Here is a 17092-nt window from a genome sequence, read left to right on the forward strand (position 1 = left end):
TTTGCAACCGCTTGCGCGAGATTGCATTTGAAGGCGCTGAACCGGACGGCGGGCCGCGCTACGTGCTGGCGCAGAACGCGAGCGCGGGCGCTGATAAGCCGCTGTGGCTGTTCTTCAGCGTGGCGCGGATGGGCGGAAGCCATCGCCCCACGACGTTGCAGCGCTTTCTTGTCATCTCATAGAAACGCTCCATTGCCATGTTCACGGCTTCGGAGGCTCTGCGGGTCTCTGCTTCGATGATTGTTTGCATGGGAGTCATGGCGTCCTCGGTGGTCGGTGCGGCGGAATCTGGCTTGAGGATCGCAGGCCATCCAGCTTCCCCTCAAGCTCTCGCTGTCGAGCGAAGTAGCCATCAAAGTAGTTCACGATCCCGAATGCGGTCAGCACAGCCGACGCAATCCAGTAGCCCGTCCAACCATGAAATCCCTTTACTGTCTCAGTCACAGTAATGAAGATCAGGATGGTGATGATCCAGCGTAGGTGCTTCATGACTGTCCTTCACTCGGCAGGAATATCGCAATCGCGCGATCTGCAGCCTCAGCCCACAACTCACGCTCCCGATTGGAAATCAGAGCGATCCGCAACCTCTTGGTGAACTCGATGCAAAGCAAGGCTGAAGCAGTGCCGCTGCTCACTGATTTGAGCGCGCCCTCGACCACCGCCATCTGGGCATTAACTTCCTTTTCCGCCAACTCACTGATTCGCTCCATGAAGGCGCGTTCAAAGGCTTCACGTGCTTGTGTCATGTCTTTCCTTCCCGCCGCTGCCCGAACAATGCCGAGCTGCGCCGCAAATAAAAAAACCGCCACAAGGACGGCAACCACGAAAGGACAGTGTGGTAATTCAGTTCAGCAGAAGTCCGGGCTGAATCTCAGATTCGAGCCGGTGGATCTCGCCCTGCAGGATCGGCTTGTCCTTCTTACGATCCAGCATCAGGCGCGATCCGAACGAGGCGCGGACGGCAGAGTCCACCTCGCGGGCGATGGCTGATTGCAATTGCTGCCACAGGTTCATGTCACGCTGCTTGAGCGCGTCGCGCATGCGGTAGAACTCGCGCACCAAGTTGATCTTGAAGCCCGCGAGAACGTGAGTCCTGCGGGCTTTGCTTTATCTGGAGACGCCTCCGGCTGCCATAGGGCAACCGGGGCACACGAATCAGTTTCGCGGTAAGTTGTCGCGATTATGCACGACTTTGTCAAGTCTTGCAAGTCCTTGCGCAATAAATCAGCCAAAATTTCCGCAGTCCCATGATTCGGCCTTGGTGCCAGTCCCGATTCGTCAGGCCCAGCTTGCGGCGCGCGGCGCTTGGGTGCTCGCGTTGTGGAACGTAGTAGGCGAACAGCACTCGGCGGAACTGCATCGGCACGACCTGGAGCACTCGTTGCACCTGCATGGCCGACCAGTCCGGGATGAATGGCTCCATCGGCTCATCGCAATCCACACTCCGGGTCGGTGGGTGCTTGTAGTTGCCCTCGGCGCTGGCGCACTGCTGCTTCTTCCAACGGTCTTGCGCCCAAGCTCCGTACTTGCGCAACACTTCCTCAGCCTCGCGAAGCTCTACCGGCACTGTCATTTCAAAATCACGCTTCATAGGCTCCCTTTCCTAGACTTGCAATCCACGCGGCCTTCTTCTTTGCCAACTCAAAGCCGCGAACCTTCTCAACATCCGTGAATCGGTGACCATTCGCACACAGGACACGCCGGTGAATTTCCCCGGATGTTTTGCGCTTGCGCGTCTCCAGTACCTCTGTCCACGCTCCGCACTCGGGGCATTTCGGCGGGATGAATCGCTCTCTCACTTCCTCATCTCCCCAAAAGCTGCTGCACTGTCAAATTCAGCACAGCCATTTCGTCCAGCTTCAACACCTTCCAAATGCGTTGCTGGCCGTGAATGCCATTGAAGCTGCCACGATGGCAGTCTGCGCACAGTGGAATCGAGGTGAACCATTCGCCCTGCCTTAGCTCATGCGCTTCTGACGGGCCGTGAGTGCCGCACACGCCGCAGGGCAAATCCTTGATCCACTCAATATGGGCCTTCTCAGCCTTAGTTGGCGCGGCCTTGTTCTTAGACTGCATTCGTCGGCCCTCCCGTCAGGGTCACGCGGACGATCCCGCCTTTGTGCACGGTGTCATGGATCATCGGATGGCTCACGAATCGGCTGTCATCCACGCCCAGCGCGTCAGCGATACCGTCGCGGGCAGCCTTCATGCTGGCGAGTAGCCCATCGTCATCACGCTTACGCCTATCAGGTGGATAGAAGTCGATCCAAATGTGGATGCGTCCCGGGGGGAACGTATGCACCAGTCCTGAGCCCTTGACCGTGTAGTAGGCGTGTTCTCGGGCGGCTTTCTTGGCCTTGGCAAGCTGCGCCCAGTGCACGCGAGCATTGGGGTGCAGAGTGCGGTCAGGCCATGGCAATTCGATCTTCATGCCATCCCTCCAAAGATCACAGCCGCCAAAAGGAACCAACCCCAGCCACTCGCGCCAAGGGCGGCAAGAACGAACCCACACAGCATCGTGAAAAATGCGATGTCCTTCACTCCATCCCCTCCCATGCCTTGAACCGGACGCCCTGCTGCGCCCCGAATGCTTCCATCAGCTCCTGCAGCTCGCACATCTCGGCCTTGGTCATCTTGGAAGTGCGCGAGCCACAGACCACGAAACCACCGTCGATTCCAGGCACTGCCTTCTGCTTCTTGAGCGACGCGGTGAACACGTCTTTCCATTCGGAATCTGTCAGCCTGTTGCCGTGCCAGTTGACCTGCTCAGACACATCCTTGAGCATCGACCACAGGCGGCGGTTCTGGGCGTCGCTGCGGCGCTCTGGGCGCACTTCCAGCACGAGGCGATGCCCCGCCATCAGCCAAGCCTTTGCGTGCGTCCATGCGTGCATCAGCGCCTTGTGGGCTTGCACTGGCTCCCACAGGGAGAGCGTGATTCGCTCAGTCATTCCGCCCTCTCCTTCGCCAACCACCCGTAGCGGAAATGCGTCCACGCCACCTGTGATGCCATGTACTTGTATTCACCGTTGGCGTTGCGCTCGCTTGCATGGGCCGGGGCATCCGCGAAATACTCCCGCTCAAACACTTGGCGGCACTTGCTGTCGTTGCTTGGTTGTGTGGTCATGCTGCCCTCACGTACTTGACTACTCGGGTCTCATGCTTCAGGCCGCGCCAGAACTTGGCTTGCCTGCGGGCCATTTCGCGCGAGTCCTTGGCCACCTGCCAGTGCCATTCACGCGTCTTGTCTTTGCGCACCTCCACCACCCACAGAACTGATTTCATGCTGCCTCCTTGACTGGCTTTGGCTCGAATCGCATCACGCACTTTTGGTCGCGTGGAATTGAAGCCTCACACGCCTCTTTCATACCGCGCCAGCCTTCTGGCCTTGAGTCGCGAAACTCAATCACTCCCGCCGCGAAGAACATCCCGAACAAAAGGCCAAGTACGAAACCACACTGCATGTCCGCTGTCCTCACACCCCCTCCTTTGCTTCTTGGATGGCTGCGGCGGCACGGGTGATGGCGCGGCGAGTGGCTGCGGCCAAGTCACCATCCTCTTGCACGTAATCGGCATGCCACGCTTTGCCAGTGGGGTCTGGATCCTCGCCATTGGGAAGGGACTTCGCCGCACTGGCCTGATCGCCCTCATCCCACACAAATACAGTAAGTCGCAGCTTCACCATCAGCTCAAACGCTGCCGCCGAGTTCTTCAGCGGGTTGAAGTTCACGATGGTTGCGCCACCACCCACATGAACATTGATGCCGCCGCACTGGCGCTCACTGTTCGGCACCATTGCCCATCCGCATGCCTTGGCTGCCATTTCCATCAACTTGTGATCAGTCATCTGCTCTCCAATCGTTTAAGTTCTGCCCGCCTCAGGACTTCTTCTTTGCAGGCTCCACAGCCCACGCATCCAGCTTTGCCAGCCGCCTGATTTCCGTCTCGGCATGACCCCAATCCATCGCTTCCTGTAGCGCCTCCCGGCACTTCGCCACCTTCGTGTCCTTGCTCACCTTCATCACGCGTTGGATGAACTGGATTCGTCTCGCCGCGCAGTACAGGCACTTGGGACAAGTCACTGAAACTCTTCCAGGAGAGCCATGTGTTCTCACGGTTGCGCATTCGGGACACGTCATCCACGCGGAACCTCGCTGAATAGATCGCCCGTCATCCAGAGGGCGAACAGAATCTCCGATGCACTGGCGATGCCGCCGTTGCGCACGAAGTCCAGGAATTGGTTTGCCTCGGCGCGAGTCATTGCCAAACCTGCCTTCCTTCCAAGCCAAGCGCTTCACGGGCGAACTTCAGGCAGATCGGGTGGATGCTTTTGTCGCCCTTTTCGTGACGGCCCATGAGACTGCGCGCCCAATCCTTACCGTCGTTGCGCTTTTCAAGATCCACCTTGATTGGCTCCACCTTTGGCGCTGGCAACGCTGGAAGACCCTGCTCTTGCGCGTATGTCTTGCGCTGCGCGCAGGCCTCACACAACCTTTCAAACTGCGGAAGGTTTGGCGCGAATTCGGGGCACTCGCTACGCAGACGACTCGCCGCCGTTTCAACCACCTCAGGCGCAAACTTGCGCAGGGCGCTATCCCAAACCAGCATCGCAGCGCGGACGCCTTTGTCCTTTCCGTTCTCGTCTTTTTCGCCAGTTGAGAACTTGGACAAAAACTGATTACCGTATGCGCCGTGCAGCATCACGAAAAGTTTTTGAACCAGCATCGAAGCGGTGCGCGTCTCGGGCTTGCGCTGCACGTCGCGGATCGCATCCTGAGCGATTGTGGATACATCATTCATCGAAAACTCCGTCGTAAATTGCTGCGGCTGCGGCTGCGTATTTGTGTTCAGCGGTGGAGCGGCGGGATGGGCGCATTGCGGTGGGCATCGTGTCGCGGGCGTACCACTCGGCGCGAAATCCTTGCCATCCATTCGCGCAGCAAACCTCAATGGCCTCGGCGTCTGTCAATCCGGCCTTGGCAGCTTCGCGTTTCAAGCCCTTCACTGCTGCGGAGGTGGCATTACCTACGCGCTTGGCGGCGCGGACTTTGTTCCAGTCATCGAGCAGTTGATCATCAACCTCATCGAGGCCGAGCGCTTGCGCTTCGGTTCCCTGATGGTTCTTTGATGGTTCTTGACGGTTATTTGCGGGTGCAACACGCTGCACCCTTTTCTGCTGTGGATTGCACCCTTTAATGTCGTCAGTTGCACCCTTTTTGTCGTCAGTTGCACCCTTTTGAATGGGTGCAATTTCTGCGCCCTTAATCCAATCGCTGGAAATTCGGTACTCCGACGTCATGCTCCGGCCACCATTCCCGGTGTTTACAAGGATCAGCCAGCCAGCCTCTTGCATGCGGCGCAGTTGGTACTGGATCGTGCGCTCGGATTGACGCGTCTTTTCAGCAAGGGCCTTGATGCTCGGATAGACGCGAGTCCCGTCGTCACTTGCGTGGTCTGCAAGTGCAAGCGCAAGAAGCATCTCGCCGCCACCGTTGGGGTAGCGCTCAAATACCGCCGTCATCAGTTTGATACTCATGCGGACTCCTTACGAAACAGCGGCTTGCCTGTCTTGTTCTCGACGTATGAGACCATGCGATCGATTGCCTGACGCACAGTCAGCCCGGATGAACACCGACGGCTGCTTGCCGTGGAATTCAGCCATCGCCTCTACGACGCGAAGCTCTGTGTCATTGAGGGAAAGATTCACTCGCTTGGAACGGATGTGGGCAGGGTCTGCGTACATAGCTCAGGCCTCCTGTGTTTTTGGTTGGTTGGTGGTGCGCTTAACCGGGGCGGTAGCTGCCTTGAGGTCTATGCCGCGAAGCTGCTTGCGTTTTGCGACTTCGAGATACATCACGCGAGACTTGGGAATGCCGTGGTCGCGCCAGTTGCTCACACTGGACAGGGCGATACCGAAGATGCGAGACACCGCAGCCGTGCCGCCGAGCGTGTCAATGACTTGAGTGGCAAACGTATTCATGCGCCTATCTTAGCCAAAGCTAACGATTAACGCAAGCCTACGCAAACAAATAATTTATTAGGCTAGGCTAATGAGCACAATTCAAGAACGACTGACATCTGTATTCCCCGCCCCAAGAGCGCGAGGCGTGCAAGCCCGTATCGCGCGGCTCTGTGATGTTTCCGCCGCAACAGTGACGGCATGGTTTACGATGTCAGAAAAGGTAACTGGGATTTCGCGCTCACACGCGGAGTTAATTTGCCGTGAGTTCGACCTGAGCATTTCGCCGCTATGGCTCGCGGAAGGCAAAGGCCCGAGAGAGACAACAGGCGCGGATCATCGGACGAACGTCATCGCCCTTCACCCAGAAGATGCGCTCCCCGAAGACGTCGTGCAAATTGAAGAATACAAAGTGCACTTCAGCGGCGGGAATGGAAACACAGTAGTCACCTATGAACTGGAAGAGGATTCGGAGCCAGCAACCTACCGACTTTCTTGGCTGCAAAAGCACCGCCTCAGCGTCAAGCACCTAAAGAGGTTCAAGGTCCGGGGTGAGAGCATGGAGCCAATGCTTTTTGACGAGGACTCCATCCTCGTGAATCTGGCAGAGGGAGAATTCGAGCAGATCAAGGACGGCAAGGTTTACGCGTTTCGGTACGGAGACGAGCTTCGGGTGAAGCGCCTCTACCGGAGGCTGGATGGCGGCCTAACCCTTCGAAGCTACAACTCAGAGTACAAGGATGAGGACTTAACCCCCAGCCAAGTGGCCCAGCACATCACTCTGATTGGGCGTGTGCGCGACAAATCCGGCGCTGGCGGGCTCTAAACAACCACAGGAGGAAGTAATGAGGAAGTTTTTGTTGGCAATTGGCGCTTTCGCGCTCGCAGGGTCGGCCTTGGCGTTCATGCCCCAGGCAGGCACATGGATCGTGACATCCGAGAACACCGGCCAGCCTGGTCGCGGCTTCGGTCTGGACGTTCAGAACAACACTCTGGTCATGCAGATGTATGCCTACGAGGCGAACGGAGCGCCAACGTTCTATCTGTCAGCGGGCGCCATTGCCAACAACAGCTACGCCGGACAACTCAATAAATATGCGGGCGGCCAGTCGTTCGGCAGCGTCCCGCATGCGGGCTATGAGACTGGCTCTGCTGGCACTGTGAGCATGCGCTTTGTCTCTGGGGTCAAGGGCTACATCACATTCCCGGGTGAAGAAGAGAAGGAAATGTCCCGCTTTAACTTCGACTTCTCGTCTTCGCCGGAAAGCCTAAAGGGCAAATGGCTTTTCAGCTCCCTGACATCACTGCTACCCAGCGCAGACTATGTGGAGCTTTCAAAATTAGGATCAAAAGGAGCTAACGGCAGCGGCATGGTGATGTCCACCGATGGAAGGCTTGCTTGTGAGAACCAAGTCTCTGGAGCATCTGCTGGCACCACAGTTTGTGCGCGTGTTTCCGCCACGGGGGCGTTGCTTTGGGGTTATAGCTTCACAATCAATGTGAACGACGGCGAAGGAATTTACACGAATGCTGCTGGCAGCGTGGTGTACCCAGCCGTTGCGCGCCGGGTAGCAAATGCAAACGGAGTCGGCACAGGCTTGGCCCTCAAAAGCGACTCTTCTGAAGTCCAGCGCTCGCCTACAGTCGAGGACAACGAGATGTTGCGCGCCGGAATTGATGCATTCACCGATATGCTGGCCGCCACCAACTAGCGACAAAAAAAGCTGAGCAGCCCCGCTCAGTCAAGCACAAGCACATCAACCCGCCGCGAGCGGGTTTTTTGTTGCCTGAGCAAACAGCATCAGAAAAATAAATTAGCCTAAGCTATTGACTCAATCTTAGCTTTGGCTAACAATACATCCATCGCACCAAACAAAGCAGCACACGCAGCGGTTTGGGGTGGTGGTCGGACTAAGTACCCACGACCTAAAGCCTGGGCAGACCTAGGACCGCGAGCGGACAGCGGAACGCCTAGATGAAATCAAGAGGGCTTTCCACCGAGAGCCCTGCTGATTTCAACCAGGAGCAAATCATGCAAGGACAGACATTTACTGTTGCCGGATCAAGCGACTACCCGGTATGTGACTGCTGCGGCAAGACGAATCTGACGCGTGCAGTCATCGTCCGCAATGAGGAGGCCGAAGAGTTCAATGTGGGGTGCATCTGCGCATCCAAGCTGTTGCGCCAGATGTATCGCGGCAAGCGTCACAAGGTTAGTCCTGACGCCGTGCTGTCGATGGGGAAGGCTGCAAGCGCATCGAGTGCGTGGAAGCAGCGCAACGGTTGGTCGCCCTCTCACTTGGTGGCGGCATGAGCATCACAAGTCTCAATGAAAAGCGCAAGCAAGCCACGCGCACCAAATACAAAAACATGGTGCTCGCGGCTTTCGATTCGCTCACACCAAAGAGCGAGCAGCGCCAACAGATCGGCAAGCCGCAACGCCTCGACACCGATGCAGATGTGCGGCGCAAAGCCAAGCAGCAACTTTGAGCACACCCACCCCCGTGCGCTGCGTGATTAACCAAGGAGAGAGAGATGGAACAAGTAAAGATTGGCGCCCTTCGCGTCTGGCACATCCCGCAGATTCCGGGGAAGCCTTTTCATGTCGCTGTGGACACGCCACGGGAGGCAAAGAAGCTGCTTTCAGTTCTCGCGGACTACGACCTGTTTCAGCTTGAGCACAACATCAAGCCTGACTACTGCAACGTTGGTGGGCTGGAGGTCTATGAGCAAGACGATGGCGAGGGCGCGCCGGGCTGGTGCGAATGGTTCGACGAGGAAACGGGCTATGACATTGGCGAGTGGGAGCCGGAGGAATGAAGATGGAACAAGCACAGCACACACTTGATGATCTGCCAGACCTTGTCAGCAAGGCGATGCGTCAGGCGTGGCAGCTAGGCCAAACCTACTGGCAACAGGCCGACAGCGAATACCTCAGCCAACAAGCGAAGTCTGATGTCACACAGACCCGGTTTAACACGCTGGTCGAGGATACCCGCGCAGCCATCGCCCGAGCCACAGGACAAGGAGAGTAGACATGCAGACAGCACAGCATGACAAGACGGAACAAATCCTGCTCCGCGCCTTGGATGAGGCCGAGAAGCTTGGCGATACACCCCATGAATTGTGGGCAACCGCGATTGGAATCATCGGGTTGGATAGGCCGAAGCTGGCCGAGAGGATGAGCGGATTCAATCACAGCGTTGTTCAAGCGACTGTGAAGCATTGGGCAACTCCAGCGGCGCAGATTCGTAGAGGTTGACGCGCAACGCTCCCGGCAGCGTCAAATGTCGGGGCCATCACGCAGGCGGATTGATTGGATGCGCCACTTAATGCCAGTGGCGATAGAACAGACCGGCAAGGAGCAAACCCTTAGTCCGCCGCCGTGATGGTGAATGCGCAGTTGCGATGCGCGAGGCGTATCCCTCCCGAACACGGCATCCGACACGACCAGAGTCTGCAAAAGCTGCGCGAATAGCCACGAAGCGACGGCGCAGTGGTCATATCGGCGTGAGCGCGGCAATGACTCATGCAGGGCAAGTCGGGCAAGCAACCGGCCACCATCACCCCACCCCTCGCTTCCCACTGTGGAGGCCTCGCCCGCTTCGGTGGGCTTTTTTCTTACAACACCATGAAGATTCTCATAGCCTGCGAGTTCAGCGGCAAGGTGCGCGACGCCTTCTCCGCCCAGGGGCATGCCGTCATGTCCTGCGATTTGCTGCCGACTGAACGCCCTGGTTGGCACTACCAAGGCGACGTGCGTGACGTACTGAATGACGGTTGGGACTTGATGGTTTGCCACCCGCCATGCACGCACCTGGCTGTGTCCGGTGCGCGGCACTTTGCCGCAAAGCAGGCGTCAGGAGTCCAGCAGGAAGCGCTTGATTTCGTGCAGACGCTACTTGATGCGCCTATTGAAAAGATCGCGCTGGAAAATCCGATCAGCATCATCAGCAGCCGCATCCGCAAGCCGGATCAGATCATCCAACCATGGATGTTTGGTCACGGCGAGACAAAAGCCACATGCCTTTGGCTCAAAGGCCTGCCCCCCCTGCTCCCGACAGACATCGTGGACGGGCGAAAGCCACGCATCCACATGATGCCGCCAGGGCCGGATCGCTGGAAGCTCCGCAGTGAGACGTTCCAGGGCGTTGCCGATGCGATGGCCGCTCAGTGGGGCGTGCCGGAACTTGAATTTGAACTTGCCTGAAGGAGGTTTGTTATGAGCTACAGCACAAATCCAGTCCTCGACCAGATGAAGTATCAGGATGCCTGCGATGAAGCCGAGGATGAGCTTGAGGCTCGCGTCCAGAGCCTCTACAACGACACCATGGATGCCGTGAAGCGCGGCGATCTGTCGCGCATCGTAGAGACGTTCGGCCTCGATGAGAAGAACGGATACATCGCGGTGTCAGGCCTGAACTGCGGGCGCGCTCACGGCAGTCCCTATCAAACAAAAGCCCTTGAAACGCTTGCACGCGCTTGGGCACAACATCACGCAAAACCATGAACACCCCCATCCAACTGGCCTACGTGCCATCCCGCAAGAAGCCCGCCACAAACAAGCGGGCTATTTTTTTGGCCGTCGTGGCCCTAGCCCCGCTCTCTTACATCACCATCGTTCAAGGAGGCGTCTATGTTCCGGTTTGATTTGCGCGTGCTGCTCGGGCTCGCGTTTGCCGTCGTCGCTGGAATCTCCTACGGCGGCGCTGCTCAGGACACACAGATCGAAATCGCAGTCCAAGCCGACAAGGCGGACGCACCACGGGCCGCTATGGTGGCTATGAGGGGTGAGTGATGGCAATGAATGATCGAGACGAATTCGCAAAGGCAGCACTTCCGGCTGTTTTGAATGATGCGCTTCGCGTTCTGGAGCGCGAAGGTTTTCCAGATGAAAACTGGCGAGTGGGAATCGCGCAGGAAGCCTACAAGATGGCAGACGCCATGCTCGCAGCCCGCGCCCAGAACCCGGAGGCTAGCCATGAGTGAGCCGACAAAGGGGCCTTGGCGCGAAAAGCAGCTTGGTACATACAAAGAACCTGGATGGTGTGTGTACTGGCCCGATGCCAGCAAGCCCGGTATCCATATGCGACGACTCGATTATCAAGGTTGCTTTACCGAAGCAGACGCCCGCCTGATCGCCGAAGCCGGAGCTGTCTATCACGAGACGGGCCTCACCCCACGCCAGATGCAGGAGCAGATCAAGGAGCTGCGGGAGGCGTTGCGCGGCATGCTCGATTGCTTTGACGACGGCGTGGGGCAAGAGTGGAACGCAAGGCAGCTTATCTCCGCCCGCTCCGCACTGGCAAACACAGAGAGGAAGACAACATGATCACCAGCGAATCACTCGCAAAGATTGCCCCCGCAGTATTGGCGGCACAACAAACCATCACCTTTGCTGCCAAGGATGCTGTCAACGGGCATCTGCGCAACAAGTACGCCGACCTGCCTGCTGTCATCGACGCTGTGAAGACCGCATTGAACGACAACGGAATCGCGTTCATGCAAACCGGATCGCCGTCTGATGATGGGAAGCTTCATCTGACAACCAGACTCCTGCACACTTCTGGCGAATGGCTGCAAGACACCATCGTTATGCCTCTGCCGAAGCAAGACCCACAGGGCTATGGATCGGCAATGACCTACGCCCGGCGTTACGGACTGGCCTCAATCACCGGCCTCTATCAAGATGATGACGATGGCACAAGGGCCGTCGCCCCAGCGAATACTAAGCCAGTAAAAAGGCAGCTCACCGCCAAGATCGCAGACGAACTGATCAAGCGCCTCAAGGGGCAGCAAACCACCATCCACCAGATCGAGGACGAATATGCTCTCTCCAGTGATCAGCGCCAGCAACTGCTTGACGGCGCAATGGCATAACGTCGAGCAGAACACAGATGATTGGATGGCGCTACGGTTCGGGAAGGCCACGGCGTCACAGTTCGGAGTGATCATGGCAAACGAAGGCAAGGCATTTGGCGACCCAGCGAAACGCTACGCGCTCGAACTAGCCTTGCAAATTCTCACTGGCCGTAAGGCGGGCTACTCGTTCAAGTCTGAGCACATGGAGCGCGGCCACTTGATGGAGCCTGACGCGCGCAAGCGCTACGAAGAATTGACCGGCGAGATTGTGACCAACGGCGGATTCTTCGATTGCAATCGCTATGGGGACTCCCCGGATGGGCTTGTGACCGAGAGCGGCATTCTGGAAATCAAGAGCGTGACCGCGCCAGTTCACCACGCGAATCTTGTGCGCGAATCATTCGATCCGGCATACAAGTGGCAGCTTGTCGGGCACCTCCACTGCACCGGATTGGATTGGGTGGACTTCGCAAGTTACTGCACAGACTTCCCGGATGCAAGCAACCTGCTTGTGTATCGACTACACCGAGACGAGTGCGAAGACGAGCGTGACCGTTTGCGCAAACGACTCGCCGAATTTATCGAACTGGTCGATAAGACCGTTGAGCAAATCCCCGTTTAACCAACACCTACCGGGTAGGCCGGTGGGACGAAAGGCAAATATGCATATCGAAGATCGTGCAGGGCATTTGCTTGCCCGCACAGTCACCACACAAGCAGGCTGCATGGAGTTTCAGGGCTGCATCCAGTCCAACGGATATTCCAGAGCAACAGTCGAGCGCAAGACGGATTATGGTCATCGACACATATACCGCCTAACGAAGGGCGAGATTCCCGATGGCATGGATGTATGCCACGTATGCGACAACAGACGTTGCATCAATCCGAACCACCTGTTCCTAGGGTCTCGCCAAGAGAACATGGCGGACGCGGTGCGAAAGGGCCGACATGCTCACGGCTCTACGCTCCCCCACACCAAGCTCACCGAATTCCTGAAGGGTGAGATCGCAGACCTTGCAAGGCAAGGCGTTCAGTACAAGGACATTGCTGCGAAGTTCGGCATCTGCCGCCAGCACGCAGGTCAAATCGCAATCAAAAATGGAGTTCGTCGCAATGGCATCAGTTAATCGTGTAACGTTGGTCGGCAACCTTTGCCGAGATCCGGAACTGCGGACTTTCCCTTCGGGTGATCAGGTAGCGAATGTCACGATTGCCACAACAGACCGTTGGCGCGACAAGACCACCGGAGAGAACAAAGAGGCAACTGAATTCCACCGCGTTACCTTCAATGGCCGCTTGGCTGAAATCGCGGGCCAGTACCTGCGCAAGGGTTCGCAGGTCTATGTGGAAGGCTCATTGCGGACGAGGAAATGGACTGACCAGCAAAGCGGTCAGGAGCGTTACGCCACAGAGATTCGCGCCGATCAAATGCAGATGCTTGGAAGTCGGCAACCGGGCTCTGGCAATGATGGGTACGGTGATGACGACAACACACCGCCACAACGCCAGCGGGCCCCTGCGCCCCGCCCTGCCCCGGCACCAGCCCCGCGCCCGGCCCCTGCGCCGCGTCAGGCGGGTGGTAGCGGATTCGACGACATGGACGACGACATACCTTTTTCCGACCCCATGCGCCGCTCGCTGGGCCTCTGGCTCGCCTGCTAAATCTATACACGTCACCCACGACCTGCATAGATTTCTCGATTCTCTATACACAAGCCGCCCGCGAGGCGGTTTTCTTTTGCCCGGAGGGGATATGGATCACATTCAAGCACTGCGCACCATCGCTGAATATCCGGTGGCTGAGCAGGATGACATGCCAGCCGCGAACATGCGCAAGATCGCGATTGAGGCACTGGAGCGTCTTCGCTCTGCTGAGCCTGCTGAGCCTGCTGAATATCCGCCGCTGCCCGCGCGTTTCCACACGGTTTACGACGACATTGATGGCAAAACCGTTCCGCGCTTCTCCGCCGACCAGATGCGCGCCTACGTTGACGCAGACCGCGCAGCCCGAGCACAGGCACCCGCTGCGGTGGAGCCGGTGGCTGACTTGATCGACTGGGAAATGTTGCCCGAAGACGCCGGCGAGCGGAATAGGTTCGACCGGAACCTGACTCTACTGCATGGCGGCGATGCCCGCGTAGCAGTCACTACAGCACTGCGCCTCTGGGCGGCCGCCCACAGCGGCAGGGACTTCGGCCTGATGTGCGCAATCTTTGCAAACGAAGTAGCGAAGATGCACATCGCACAGGCATCCCCTGCGGATGCGCTGGATGCAAAGCGGTATCGATGGTTGCGTGACGTGCAAATCGGAGACGATCCCGAATCGATAAACCTTCCCCCAGCGAAGCGACGAGGACTTGACGCCGCTATCGACGCTGCTATGGCAGCACAGCAGGATGGAGGGGTGTGATGCTTCACGCTTGGACTGAAATCCTCCCCTTGTTCGTCCTTCGCTATCTCGCTAGACGCCATTGCGGCACGACCGGGGAAGATGGAATCAAAGTCTTTGATGCTCGCCCCGGCGTTCTAATTTTTGTTGCTCAGCGGGCAGCACAGGGAGCGAAGCCATGAGCAGAAAAACCAATGCTCACCCCACCGCAATATTTTCCATGTTGCTTGCGCTGCCGCCGAGCGATGAGTTTTGGCGCAACACATGGATGTTCACAAAACCCGTGTTCATGAACGCGTCTCGGCAGGGCCGCGACGCGACTCAGTTCTTGGCGGCGTTTGAAAACTACCCACTACCGCTTCAGCGCTACATCACTCGCCGCGCATCCCAATCAAAGGAGCCATCGTGATCCGAAAGTTCTTTCAGTCATTCTGGTTTGAGCATTTCCTCGGTCAGCGTTTCCAGTGGTATCGCCGCTGGTACGGAGGTCGATGGGAGCTGCACTGGATCGAGATCTGCTGCAGCTACATCTGGCTATCCATGCATCCTGATCACAAATGGCCTGAGTACCGTCAACCGTGCTCCCACGGCACACCAACGATCGAGGACTACCCGATCAGAACCAAGGAAGAAAAATGATTCGATTGCTTTTCATCCTTGCACCGGCACTGCTTGTCGGGTTGGTGATCTTTCTCTTCGCTCAATTGCTGGGTCTCAACGATCGCGCATCACTACTTCCCGCTGCTCTCATGTTCTTTGGAACTGTATGCATCGGATGGAGCGCTACGACTGCTCACCCTGGGCGAGGAGAAGGCCCATGAAGAAGCGAGTCCTGAGCCTCTCGATTGCCACGGTGCGCAGCCCATTCACAACAAGCAGTGATGCCTCATTTGACTTCAGAAAACTACTGAAATGACACACACGATTCCACAGAACCCTGTTGTCTTGCGTCGTGAGTACCTTGAATTGGCTCGCGTTGTCGCAACGCGTAGTCCAACAGCAACAGATCTCGCAAGACTTGTTGCTCTCACACAGGCCCTGCTTCGTGATCTGACCAATGAACCGTCTCTGGCTCTGCGTGTGCAGATCTCAGCATCAGCATTGAAAGGATGAGCAATGACAGCACAGACACAACCCTGCAAGCATATGCAGTTCGATGCGCAATGCCGCGTTGCGCGTCTTGAGGATAGCGGGCGCTTCATGCTTGAGGTCGGCGTGCGCTGCATCGATTGTGGCAAGCCGTTTCAATTTCTCGGCCTCCAACCCGGGCTGAACCTGAGTGGCGCAACAGCCAGCCTCGATGGGCTGGAAGCCAATATCGCCATCTGCCCGCAAGGCGTTCAGCCCACCCCATTGCAAGGCTTGCAGGGATACACCATCGAGGGGCACAACTGATGACAGCACAGTCACAACCCGAGCAACCAGAATCGTTGCAAATGGCGATTCGCAGCATGATTCAAGAAGCCGCCAGACTCCGTACACGCATCGCCCAGCTCGAAGCCGAGAACCAGCAGCTCAAGGCCGCGTTCGCAGATGCCGATCCGGTATCCGGGCAATGCCGCTTTGCGAACGAGAAGAAGTGGGGATGGTGCGCAGTCGAGCATGTGCGCATGGTGCAGGCCGATCCTCGATACGCCGCCGATGGCTATGAAGTCCGATACCTCTATGCGCACCCGGCAGCCTCCCGCCCTGCTTTGAGTGATGAGGAGATATTCGAAGCAGCAAAGCGCACCTTGCCCGGAAAGGCTCATGCCCTGATCCACGAGACAAACGCAGACTATGCGCATATGTGCGATATGGAGCCGGGCACACGATGGATATGCCAAGAGGTTCGGCCAGAGCACTCACTGTCTTTCGCTCGCGAGATTGAACGACTCGCAAATGGCATTGGAGACCCCACATGACAGACAAATGCAAGATATCAAAGGGCGAAATCACCTTGTGCTCTGCGGCATCGAAGGCTTCATCGCTGGGGTTCATCGAAGTTCAGGCCATGCGCAACCATGAAACAAACGCCCGCCGCGAACGTGTTGCGATCCGCAAGGGTAAGCAGTCAGCGCCACTGGACTATTGCCCATGGTGCCGCGCGAACATCGACACATCATCAAAGGAGCCCACATGACAGACCAAGACCAAAGCCGCTGATGTGGTGTTGCCGGAGCCGTTTGGATACTGGCATGAAGGCGCGACATATGACGAATCCGAGTTCTTCAAACACAGCGAGTCCGGAGATGTAGCGTGCGAGGAATGCGTCAAGCTGCACACAGAGCAGACAGTACGCGCCCTGCTTGCAACTGAGCGCGCAGGGTTGCAAGCTCTGGGTTGCATGCTGCCAGAGGGGTACAAATCCGGCATTCAAACTGGCGCACAGGTAAGCCTGTTCTTCGAATCGCAGTCGAATGCCACCGCATGGCTCGAGGCCTTCATGGATCATTGTGAAGGCGCTGCCCCATCGGTGCCGCAAGGGTGGATGCCGATTGAGAGTGCGCCGAAGGATAAGACCATCCTGCTCGGCTATCGCAACTCCAACGGCCACTGGCGAACACTGCGCGGCGAGTACATGCTCGATGAGCACATGCAGGCCGGGTATCTGCAAGGAGCTTCCGAGATGGTAGCTGCAGGGCTGACAACACCAGAACGCGCGAGTGAGCTTGTGCAAGCCAAGGCTGACGAGATCAACCGCGTCCCGGCGTATGTCCGCCAAGCAGTGAAGATGCTGACCAAAGCCCTGCGCGACCACGAGAAGCGATCCGGAATCGTGGAGGCTGGCTCATAACCACCATCAGCAAACGATTCCGCGAACAAGACGAACCACTGCCCGCCGATTGAGCGGGCTTTTTATTTGGAGATTGAGATGCTCAGAATACTGAAATTCTTGCTCA

At 57.4% G+C, this 17092-nt stretch carries 39 protein-coding genes; 23 read left to right on the plus strand and 16 right to left on the minus strand.

Going from position 1 to position 17092, the window contains the following annotated elements; genetic code table 11:
• A partial coding sequence (locus ISG32_RS25510; protein WP_194773825.1) for a hypothetical protein occupies positions 1–182 on the plus strand: 182 nt, incomplete at its 5' end.
• Between the two features lie 73 nt (positions 183–255).
• On the opposite strand, the gene ISG32_RS25515 is transcribed toward ISG32_RS25510, so the two are convergent.
• The 16 genes from ISG32_RS25515 to ISG32_RS25580 form a co-directional block, all read right to left on the minus strand.
• Entirely contained in the window at positions 256–489 is a 234-nt protein-coding gene (locus tag ISG32_RS25515; protein WP_194773826.1) for a hypothetical protein, read from the minus strand.
• A complete protein-coding gene (locus tag ISG32_RS25520; RefSeq protein WP_194773827.1) occupies positions 486–746 on the minus strand; it encodes a hypothetical protein in 261 nt (86 codons plus the stop codon). The genes ISG32_RS25515 and ISG32_RS25520 overlap by 4 nt, the downstream gene beginning before the upstream one ends.
• Positions 747–843: 97 nt before the next feature.
• Entirely contained in the window at positions 844–1041 is a 198-nt protein-coding gene (locus tag ISG32_RS25525; protein WP_194773828.1) for a hypothetical protein, read from the minus strand.
• A gap of 154 nt (positions 1042–1195) precedes the next feature.
• A complete protein-coding gene (locus ISG32_RS25530; protein ID WP_194773829.1) occupies positions 1196–1591 on the minus strand; it encodes a hypothetical protein in 396 nt (131 codons plus the stop codon).
• On the minus strand, positions 1581–1799 hold the full coding sequence (locus ISG32_RS27945; protein WP_456074947.1) for an NrdR family transcriptional regulator: 219 nt from the start codon (positions 1797–1799) through the stop codon (positions 1581–1583). Before ISG32_RS27945 ends, ISG32_RS25530 begins: the two co-directional genes overlap by 11 nt.
• A 4-nt stretch (positions 1800–1803) precedes the next feature.
• Complete coding sequence (locus ISG32_RS25535) at positions 1804–2076, minus strand: hypothetical protein (protein WP_194773830.1); 273 nt, start codon at positions 2074–2076, stop codon at positions 1804–1806.
• Positions 2066–2431, minus strand: coding sequence for a RusA family crossover junction endodeoxyribonuclease (locus tag ISG32_RS25540; RefSeq protein WP_194773831.1), 366 nt, complete (start codon positions 2429–2431; stop codon positions 2066–2068). Before ISG32_RS25540 ends, ISG32_RS25535 begins: the two co-directional genes overlap by 11 nt.
• Positions 2432–2537: 106 nt before the next feature.
• Positions 2538–2951 carry a recombination protein NinB gene (locus tag ISG32_RS25545; protein ID WP_194773832.1) on the minus strand — a complete coding sequence of 138 codons (414 nt, stop codon included), beginning with the start codon at positions 2949–2951 and terminating at the stop codon, positions 2538–2540.
• Positions 2948–3127 carry a hypothetical protein gene (locus ISG32_RS25550; protein ID WP_194773833.1) on the minus strand — a complete coding sequence of 60 codons (180 nt, stop codon included), beginning with the start codon at positions 3125–3127 and terminating at the stop codon, positions 2948–2950. Before ISG32_RS25550 ends, ISG32_RS25545 begins: the two co-directional genes overlap by 4 nt.
• Positions 3124–3285 carry a hypothetical protein gene (locus ISG32_RS25555; RefSeq protein WP_194773834.1) on the minus strand — a complete coding sequence of 54 codons (162 nt, stop codon included), beginning with the start codon at positions 3283–3285 and terminating at the stop codon, positions 3124–3126. The genes ISG32_RS25550 and ISG32_RS25555 overlap by 4 nt, the downstream gene beginning before the upstream one ends.
• A 190-nt stretch (positions 3286–3475) precedes the next feature.
• Positions 3476–3847 carry a hypothetical protein gene (locus ISG32_RS25560; RefSeq protein ID WP_194773835.1) on the minus strand — a complete coding sequence of 124 codons (372 nt, stop codon included), beginning with the start codon at positions 3845–3847 and terminating at the stop codon, positions 3476–3478.
• A 31-nt stretch (positions 3848–3878) separates the two neighbouring features.
• A complete protein-coding gene (locus tag ISG32_RS25565; RefSeq protein ID WP_194773836.1) occupies positions 3879–4022 on the minus strand; it encodes a hypothetical protein in 144 nt (47 codons plus the stop codon).
• A gap of 113 nt (positions 4023–4135) precedes the next feature.
• Entirely contained in the window at positions 4136–4267 is a 132-nt protein-coding gene (locus ISG32_RS27800; RefSeq protein WP_267254058.1) for a hypothetical protein, read from the minus strand.
• Positions 4258–4800 carry a hypothetical protein gene (locus tag ISG32_RS25570; RefSeq protein WP_194773837.1) on the minus strand — a complete coding sequence of 181 codons (543 nt, stop codon included), beginning with the start codon at positions 4798–4800 and terminating at the stop codon, positions 4258–4260. Before ISG32_RS25570 ends, ISG32_RS27800 begins: the two co-directional genes overlap by 10 nt.
• On the minus strand, positions 4793–5536 hold the full coding sequence (locus ISG32_RS25575) for a helix-turn-helix domain-containing protein (RefSeq protein WP_194773838.1): 744 nt from the start codon (positions 5534–5536) through the stop codon (positions 4793–4795). Before ISG32_RS25575 ends, ISG32_RS25570 begins: the two co-directional genes overlap by 8 nt.
• Before the next feature lie 210 nt (positions 5537–5746).
• On the minus strand, positions 5747–5980 hold the full coding sequence (locus tag ISG32_RS25580; RefSeq protein WP_194773839.1) for a helix-turn-helix domain-containing protein: 234 nt from the start codon (positions 5978–5980) through the stop codon (positions 5747–5749).
• 127 nt (positions 5981–6107) lie between these two features.
• Between ISG32_RS25580 and ISG32_RS25585 the strand changes: the two genes are divergently transcribed.
• The 22 genes from ISG32_RS25585 to ISG32_RS25690 all read left to right on the plus strand — a co-directional run bounded on the left by ISG32_RS25585 (position 6108) and on the right by ISG32_RS25690 (position 16986).
• The gene (locus ISG32_RS25585; RefSeq protein ID WP_194773840.1) at positions 6108–6785 is read left to right on the plus strand and encodes a S24 family peptidase; all 678 of its coding nucleotides are present in this window, start codon (positions 6108–6110) and stop codon (positions 6783–6785) included.
• Positions 6786–6804: 19 nt separating this feature from the next.
• On the plus strand, positions 6805–7671 hold the full coding sequence (locus tag ISG32_RS25590) for a hypothetical protein (protein WP_194773841.1): 867 nt from the start codon (positions 6805–6807) through the stop codon (positions 7669–7671).
• Between the two features lie 320 nt (positions 7672–7991).
• Positions 7992–8273, plus strand: a complete 282-nt coding sequence (locus ISG32_RS25595) for a hypothetical protein (RefSeq protein WP_194773842.1) — start codon at positions 7992–7994, stop codon at positions 8271–8273.
• Complete coding sequence (locus tag ISG32_RS25600; protein ID WP_194773843.1) at positions 8270–8449, plus strand: hypothetical protein; 180 nt, start codon at positions 8270–8272, stop codon at positions 8447–8449. Before ISG32_RS25595 ends, ISG32_RS25600 begins: the two co-directional genes overlap by 4 nt.
• Positions 8450–8494: 45 nt before the next feature.
• Positions 8495–8779, plus strand: coding sequence for a hypothetical protein (locus ISG32_RS25605; protein WP_194773844.1), 285 nt, complete (start codon positions 8495–8497; stop codon positions 8777–8779).
• The gene (locus tag ISG32_RS25610; protein ID WP_194773845.1) at positions 8776–8994 is read left to right on the plus strand and encodes a hypothetical protein; all 219 of its coding nucleotides are present in this window, start codon (positions 8776–8778) and stop codon (positions 8992–8994) included. The genes ISG32_RS25605 and ISG32_RS25610 overlap by 4 nt, the downstream gene beginning before the upstream one ends.
• Before the next feature lie 2 nt (positions 8995–8996).
• Positions 8997–9221 carry a hypothetical protein gene (locus tag ISG32_RS25615; protein WP_194773846.1) on the plus strand — a complete coding sequence of 75 codons (225 nt, stop codon included), beginning with the start codon at positions 8997–8999 and terminating at the stop codon, positions 9219–9221.
• A 267-nt stretch (positions 9222–9488) separates the two neighbouring features.
• Entirely contained in the window at positions 9489–10169 is a 681-nt protein-coding gene (locus ISG32_RS25620) for a DNA cytosine methyltransferase (RefSeq protein ID WP_228530118.1), read from the plus strand.
• A gap of 12 nt (positions 10170–10181) precedes the next feature.
• Positions 10182–10469, plus strand: a complete 288-nt coding sequence (locus ISG32_RS25625; protein ID WP_194773847.1) for a hypothetical protein — start codon at positions 10182–10184, stop codon at positions 10467–10469.
• The gene (locus tag ISG32_RS25630) at positions 10466–10609 is read left to right on the plus strand and encodes a hypothetical protein (RefSeq protein WP_194773848.1); all 144 of its coding nucleotides are present in this window, start codon (positions 10466–10468) and stop codon (positions 10607–10609) included. Before ISG32_RS25625 ends, ISG32_RS25630 begins: the two co-directional genes overlap by 4 nt.
• Positions 10610–10756: 147 nt before the next feature.
• A complete protein-coding gene (locus tag ISG32_RS25635) occupies positions 10757–10948 on the plus strand; it encodes a hypothetical protein (RefSeq protein ID WP_194773849.1) in 192 nt (63 codons plus the stop codon).
• Positions 10941–11291, plus strand: a complete 351-nt coding sequence (locus ISG32_RS25640) for a hypothetical protein (RefSeq protein ID WP_194773850.1) — start codon at positions 10941–10943, stop codon at positions 11289–11291. Before ISG32_RS25635 ends, ISG32_RS25640 begins: the two co-directional genes overlap by 8 nt.
• Positions 11288–11839, plus strand: a complete 552-nt coding sequence (locus tag ISG32_RS25645; RefSeq protein WP_194773851.1) for an ERF family protein — start codon at positions 11288–11290, stop codon at positions 11837–11839. Before ISG32_RS25640 ends, ISG32_RS25645 begins: the two co-directional genes overlap by 4 nt.
• A gap of 25 nt (positions 11840–11864) precedes the next feature.
• Positions 11865–12443 (plus strand): lambda exonuclease family protein, encoded by a 579-nt coding sequence (locus ISG32_RS25650; RefSeq protein WP_228530125.1) that lies wholly within the window; start codon positions 11865–11867, stop codon positions 12441–12443.
• 40 nt (positions 12444–12483) lie between these two features.
• The gene (locus tag ISG32_RS25655; protein ID WP_194773853.1) at positions 12484–12948 is read left to right on the plus strand and encodes an HNH endonuclease signature motif containing protein; all 465 of its coding nucleotides are present in this window, start codon (positions 12484–12486) and stop codon (positions 12946–12948) included.
• Complete coding sequence (gene ssb / locus ISG32_RS25660; protein WP_194773913.1) at positions 12935–13483, plus strand: single-stranded DNA-binding protein; 549 nt, start codon at positions 12935–12937, stop codon at positions 13481–13483. Before ISG32_RS25655 ends, ssb begins: the two co-directional genes overlap by 14 nt.
• A gap of 91 nt (positions 13484–13574) precedes the next feature.
• The gene (locus ISG32_RS25665; RefSeq protein WP_194773854.1) at positions 13575–14231 is read left to right on the plus strand and encodes a hypothetical protein; all 657 of its coding nucleotides are present in this window, start codon (positions 13575–13577) and stop codon (positions 14229–14231) included.
• Positions 14232–14388: 157 nt separating this feature from the next.
• Positions 14389–14619 (plus strand): hypothetical protein, encoded by a 231-nt coding sequence (locus ISG32_RS25670; protein ID WP_194773855.1) that lies wholly within the window; start codon positions 14389–14391, stop codon positions 14617–14619.
• 707 nt (positions 14620–15326) lie between these two features.
• Entirely contained in the window at positions 15327–15605 is a 279-nt protein-coding gene (locus tag ISG32_RS25675) for a hypothetical protein (protein WP_194773856.1), read from the plus strand.
• Entirely contained in the window at positions 15605–16114 is a 510-nt protein-coding gene (locus tag ISG32_RS25680) for a hypothetical protein (RefSeq protein WP_194773857.1), read from the plus strand. The genes ISG32_RS25675 and ISG32_RS25680 overlap by 1 nt, the downstream gene beginning before the upstream one ends.
• Positions 16111–16332, plus strand: a complete 222-nt coding sequence (locus ISG32_RS25685) for a hypothetical protein (RefSeq protein ID WP_194773858.1) — start codon at positions 16111–16113, stop codon at positions 16330–16332. Before ISG32_RS25680 ends, ISG32_RS25685 begins: the two co-directional genes overlap by 4 nt.
• Before the next feature lie 24 nt (positions 16333–16356).
• On the plus strand, positions 16357–16986 hold the full coding sequence (locus tag ISG32_RS25690) for a hypothetical protein (protein WP_194773859.1): 630 nt from the start codon (positions 16357–16359) through the stop codon (positions 16984–16986).
• Positions 16987–17092 lie beyond the last annotated feature (106 nt).

This window comes from Diaphorobacter caeni, from assembly GCF_015354245.1.
Lineage (GTDB): Bacteria > Pseudomonadota > Gammaproteobacteria > Burkholderiales > Burkholderiaceae_C > Diaphorobacter_A > Diaphorobacter_A caeni.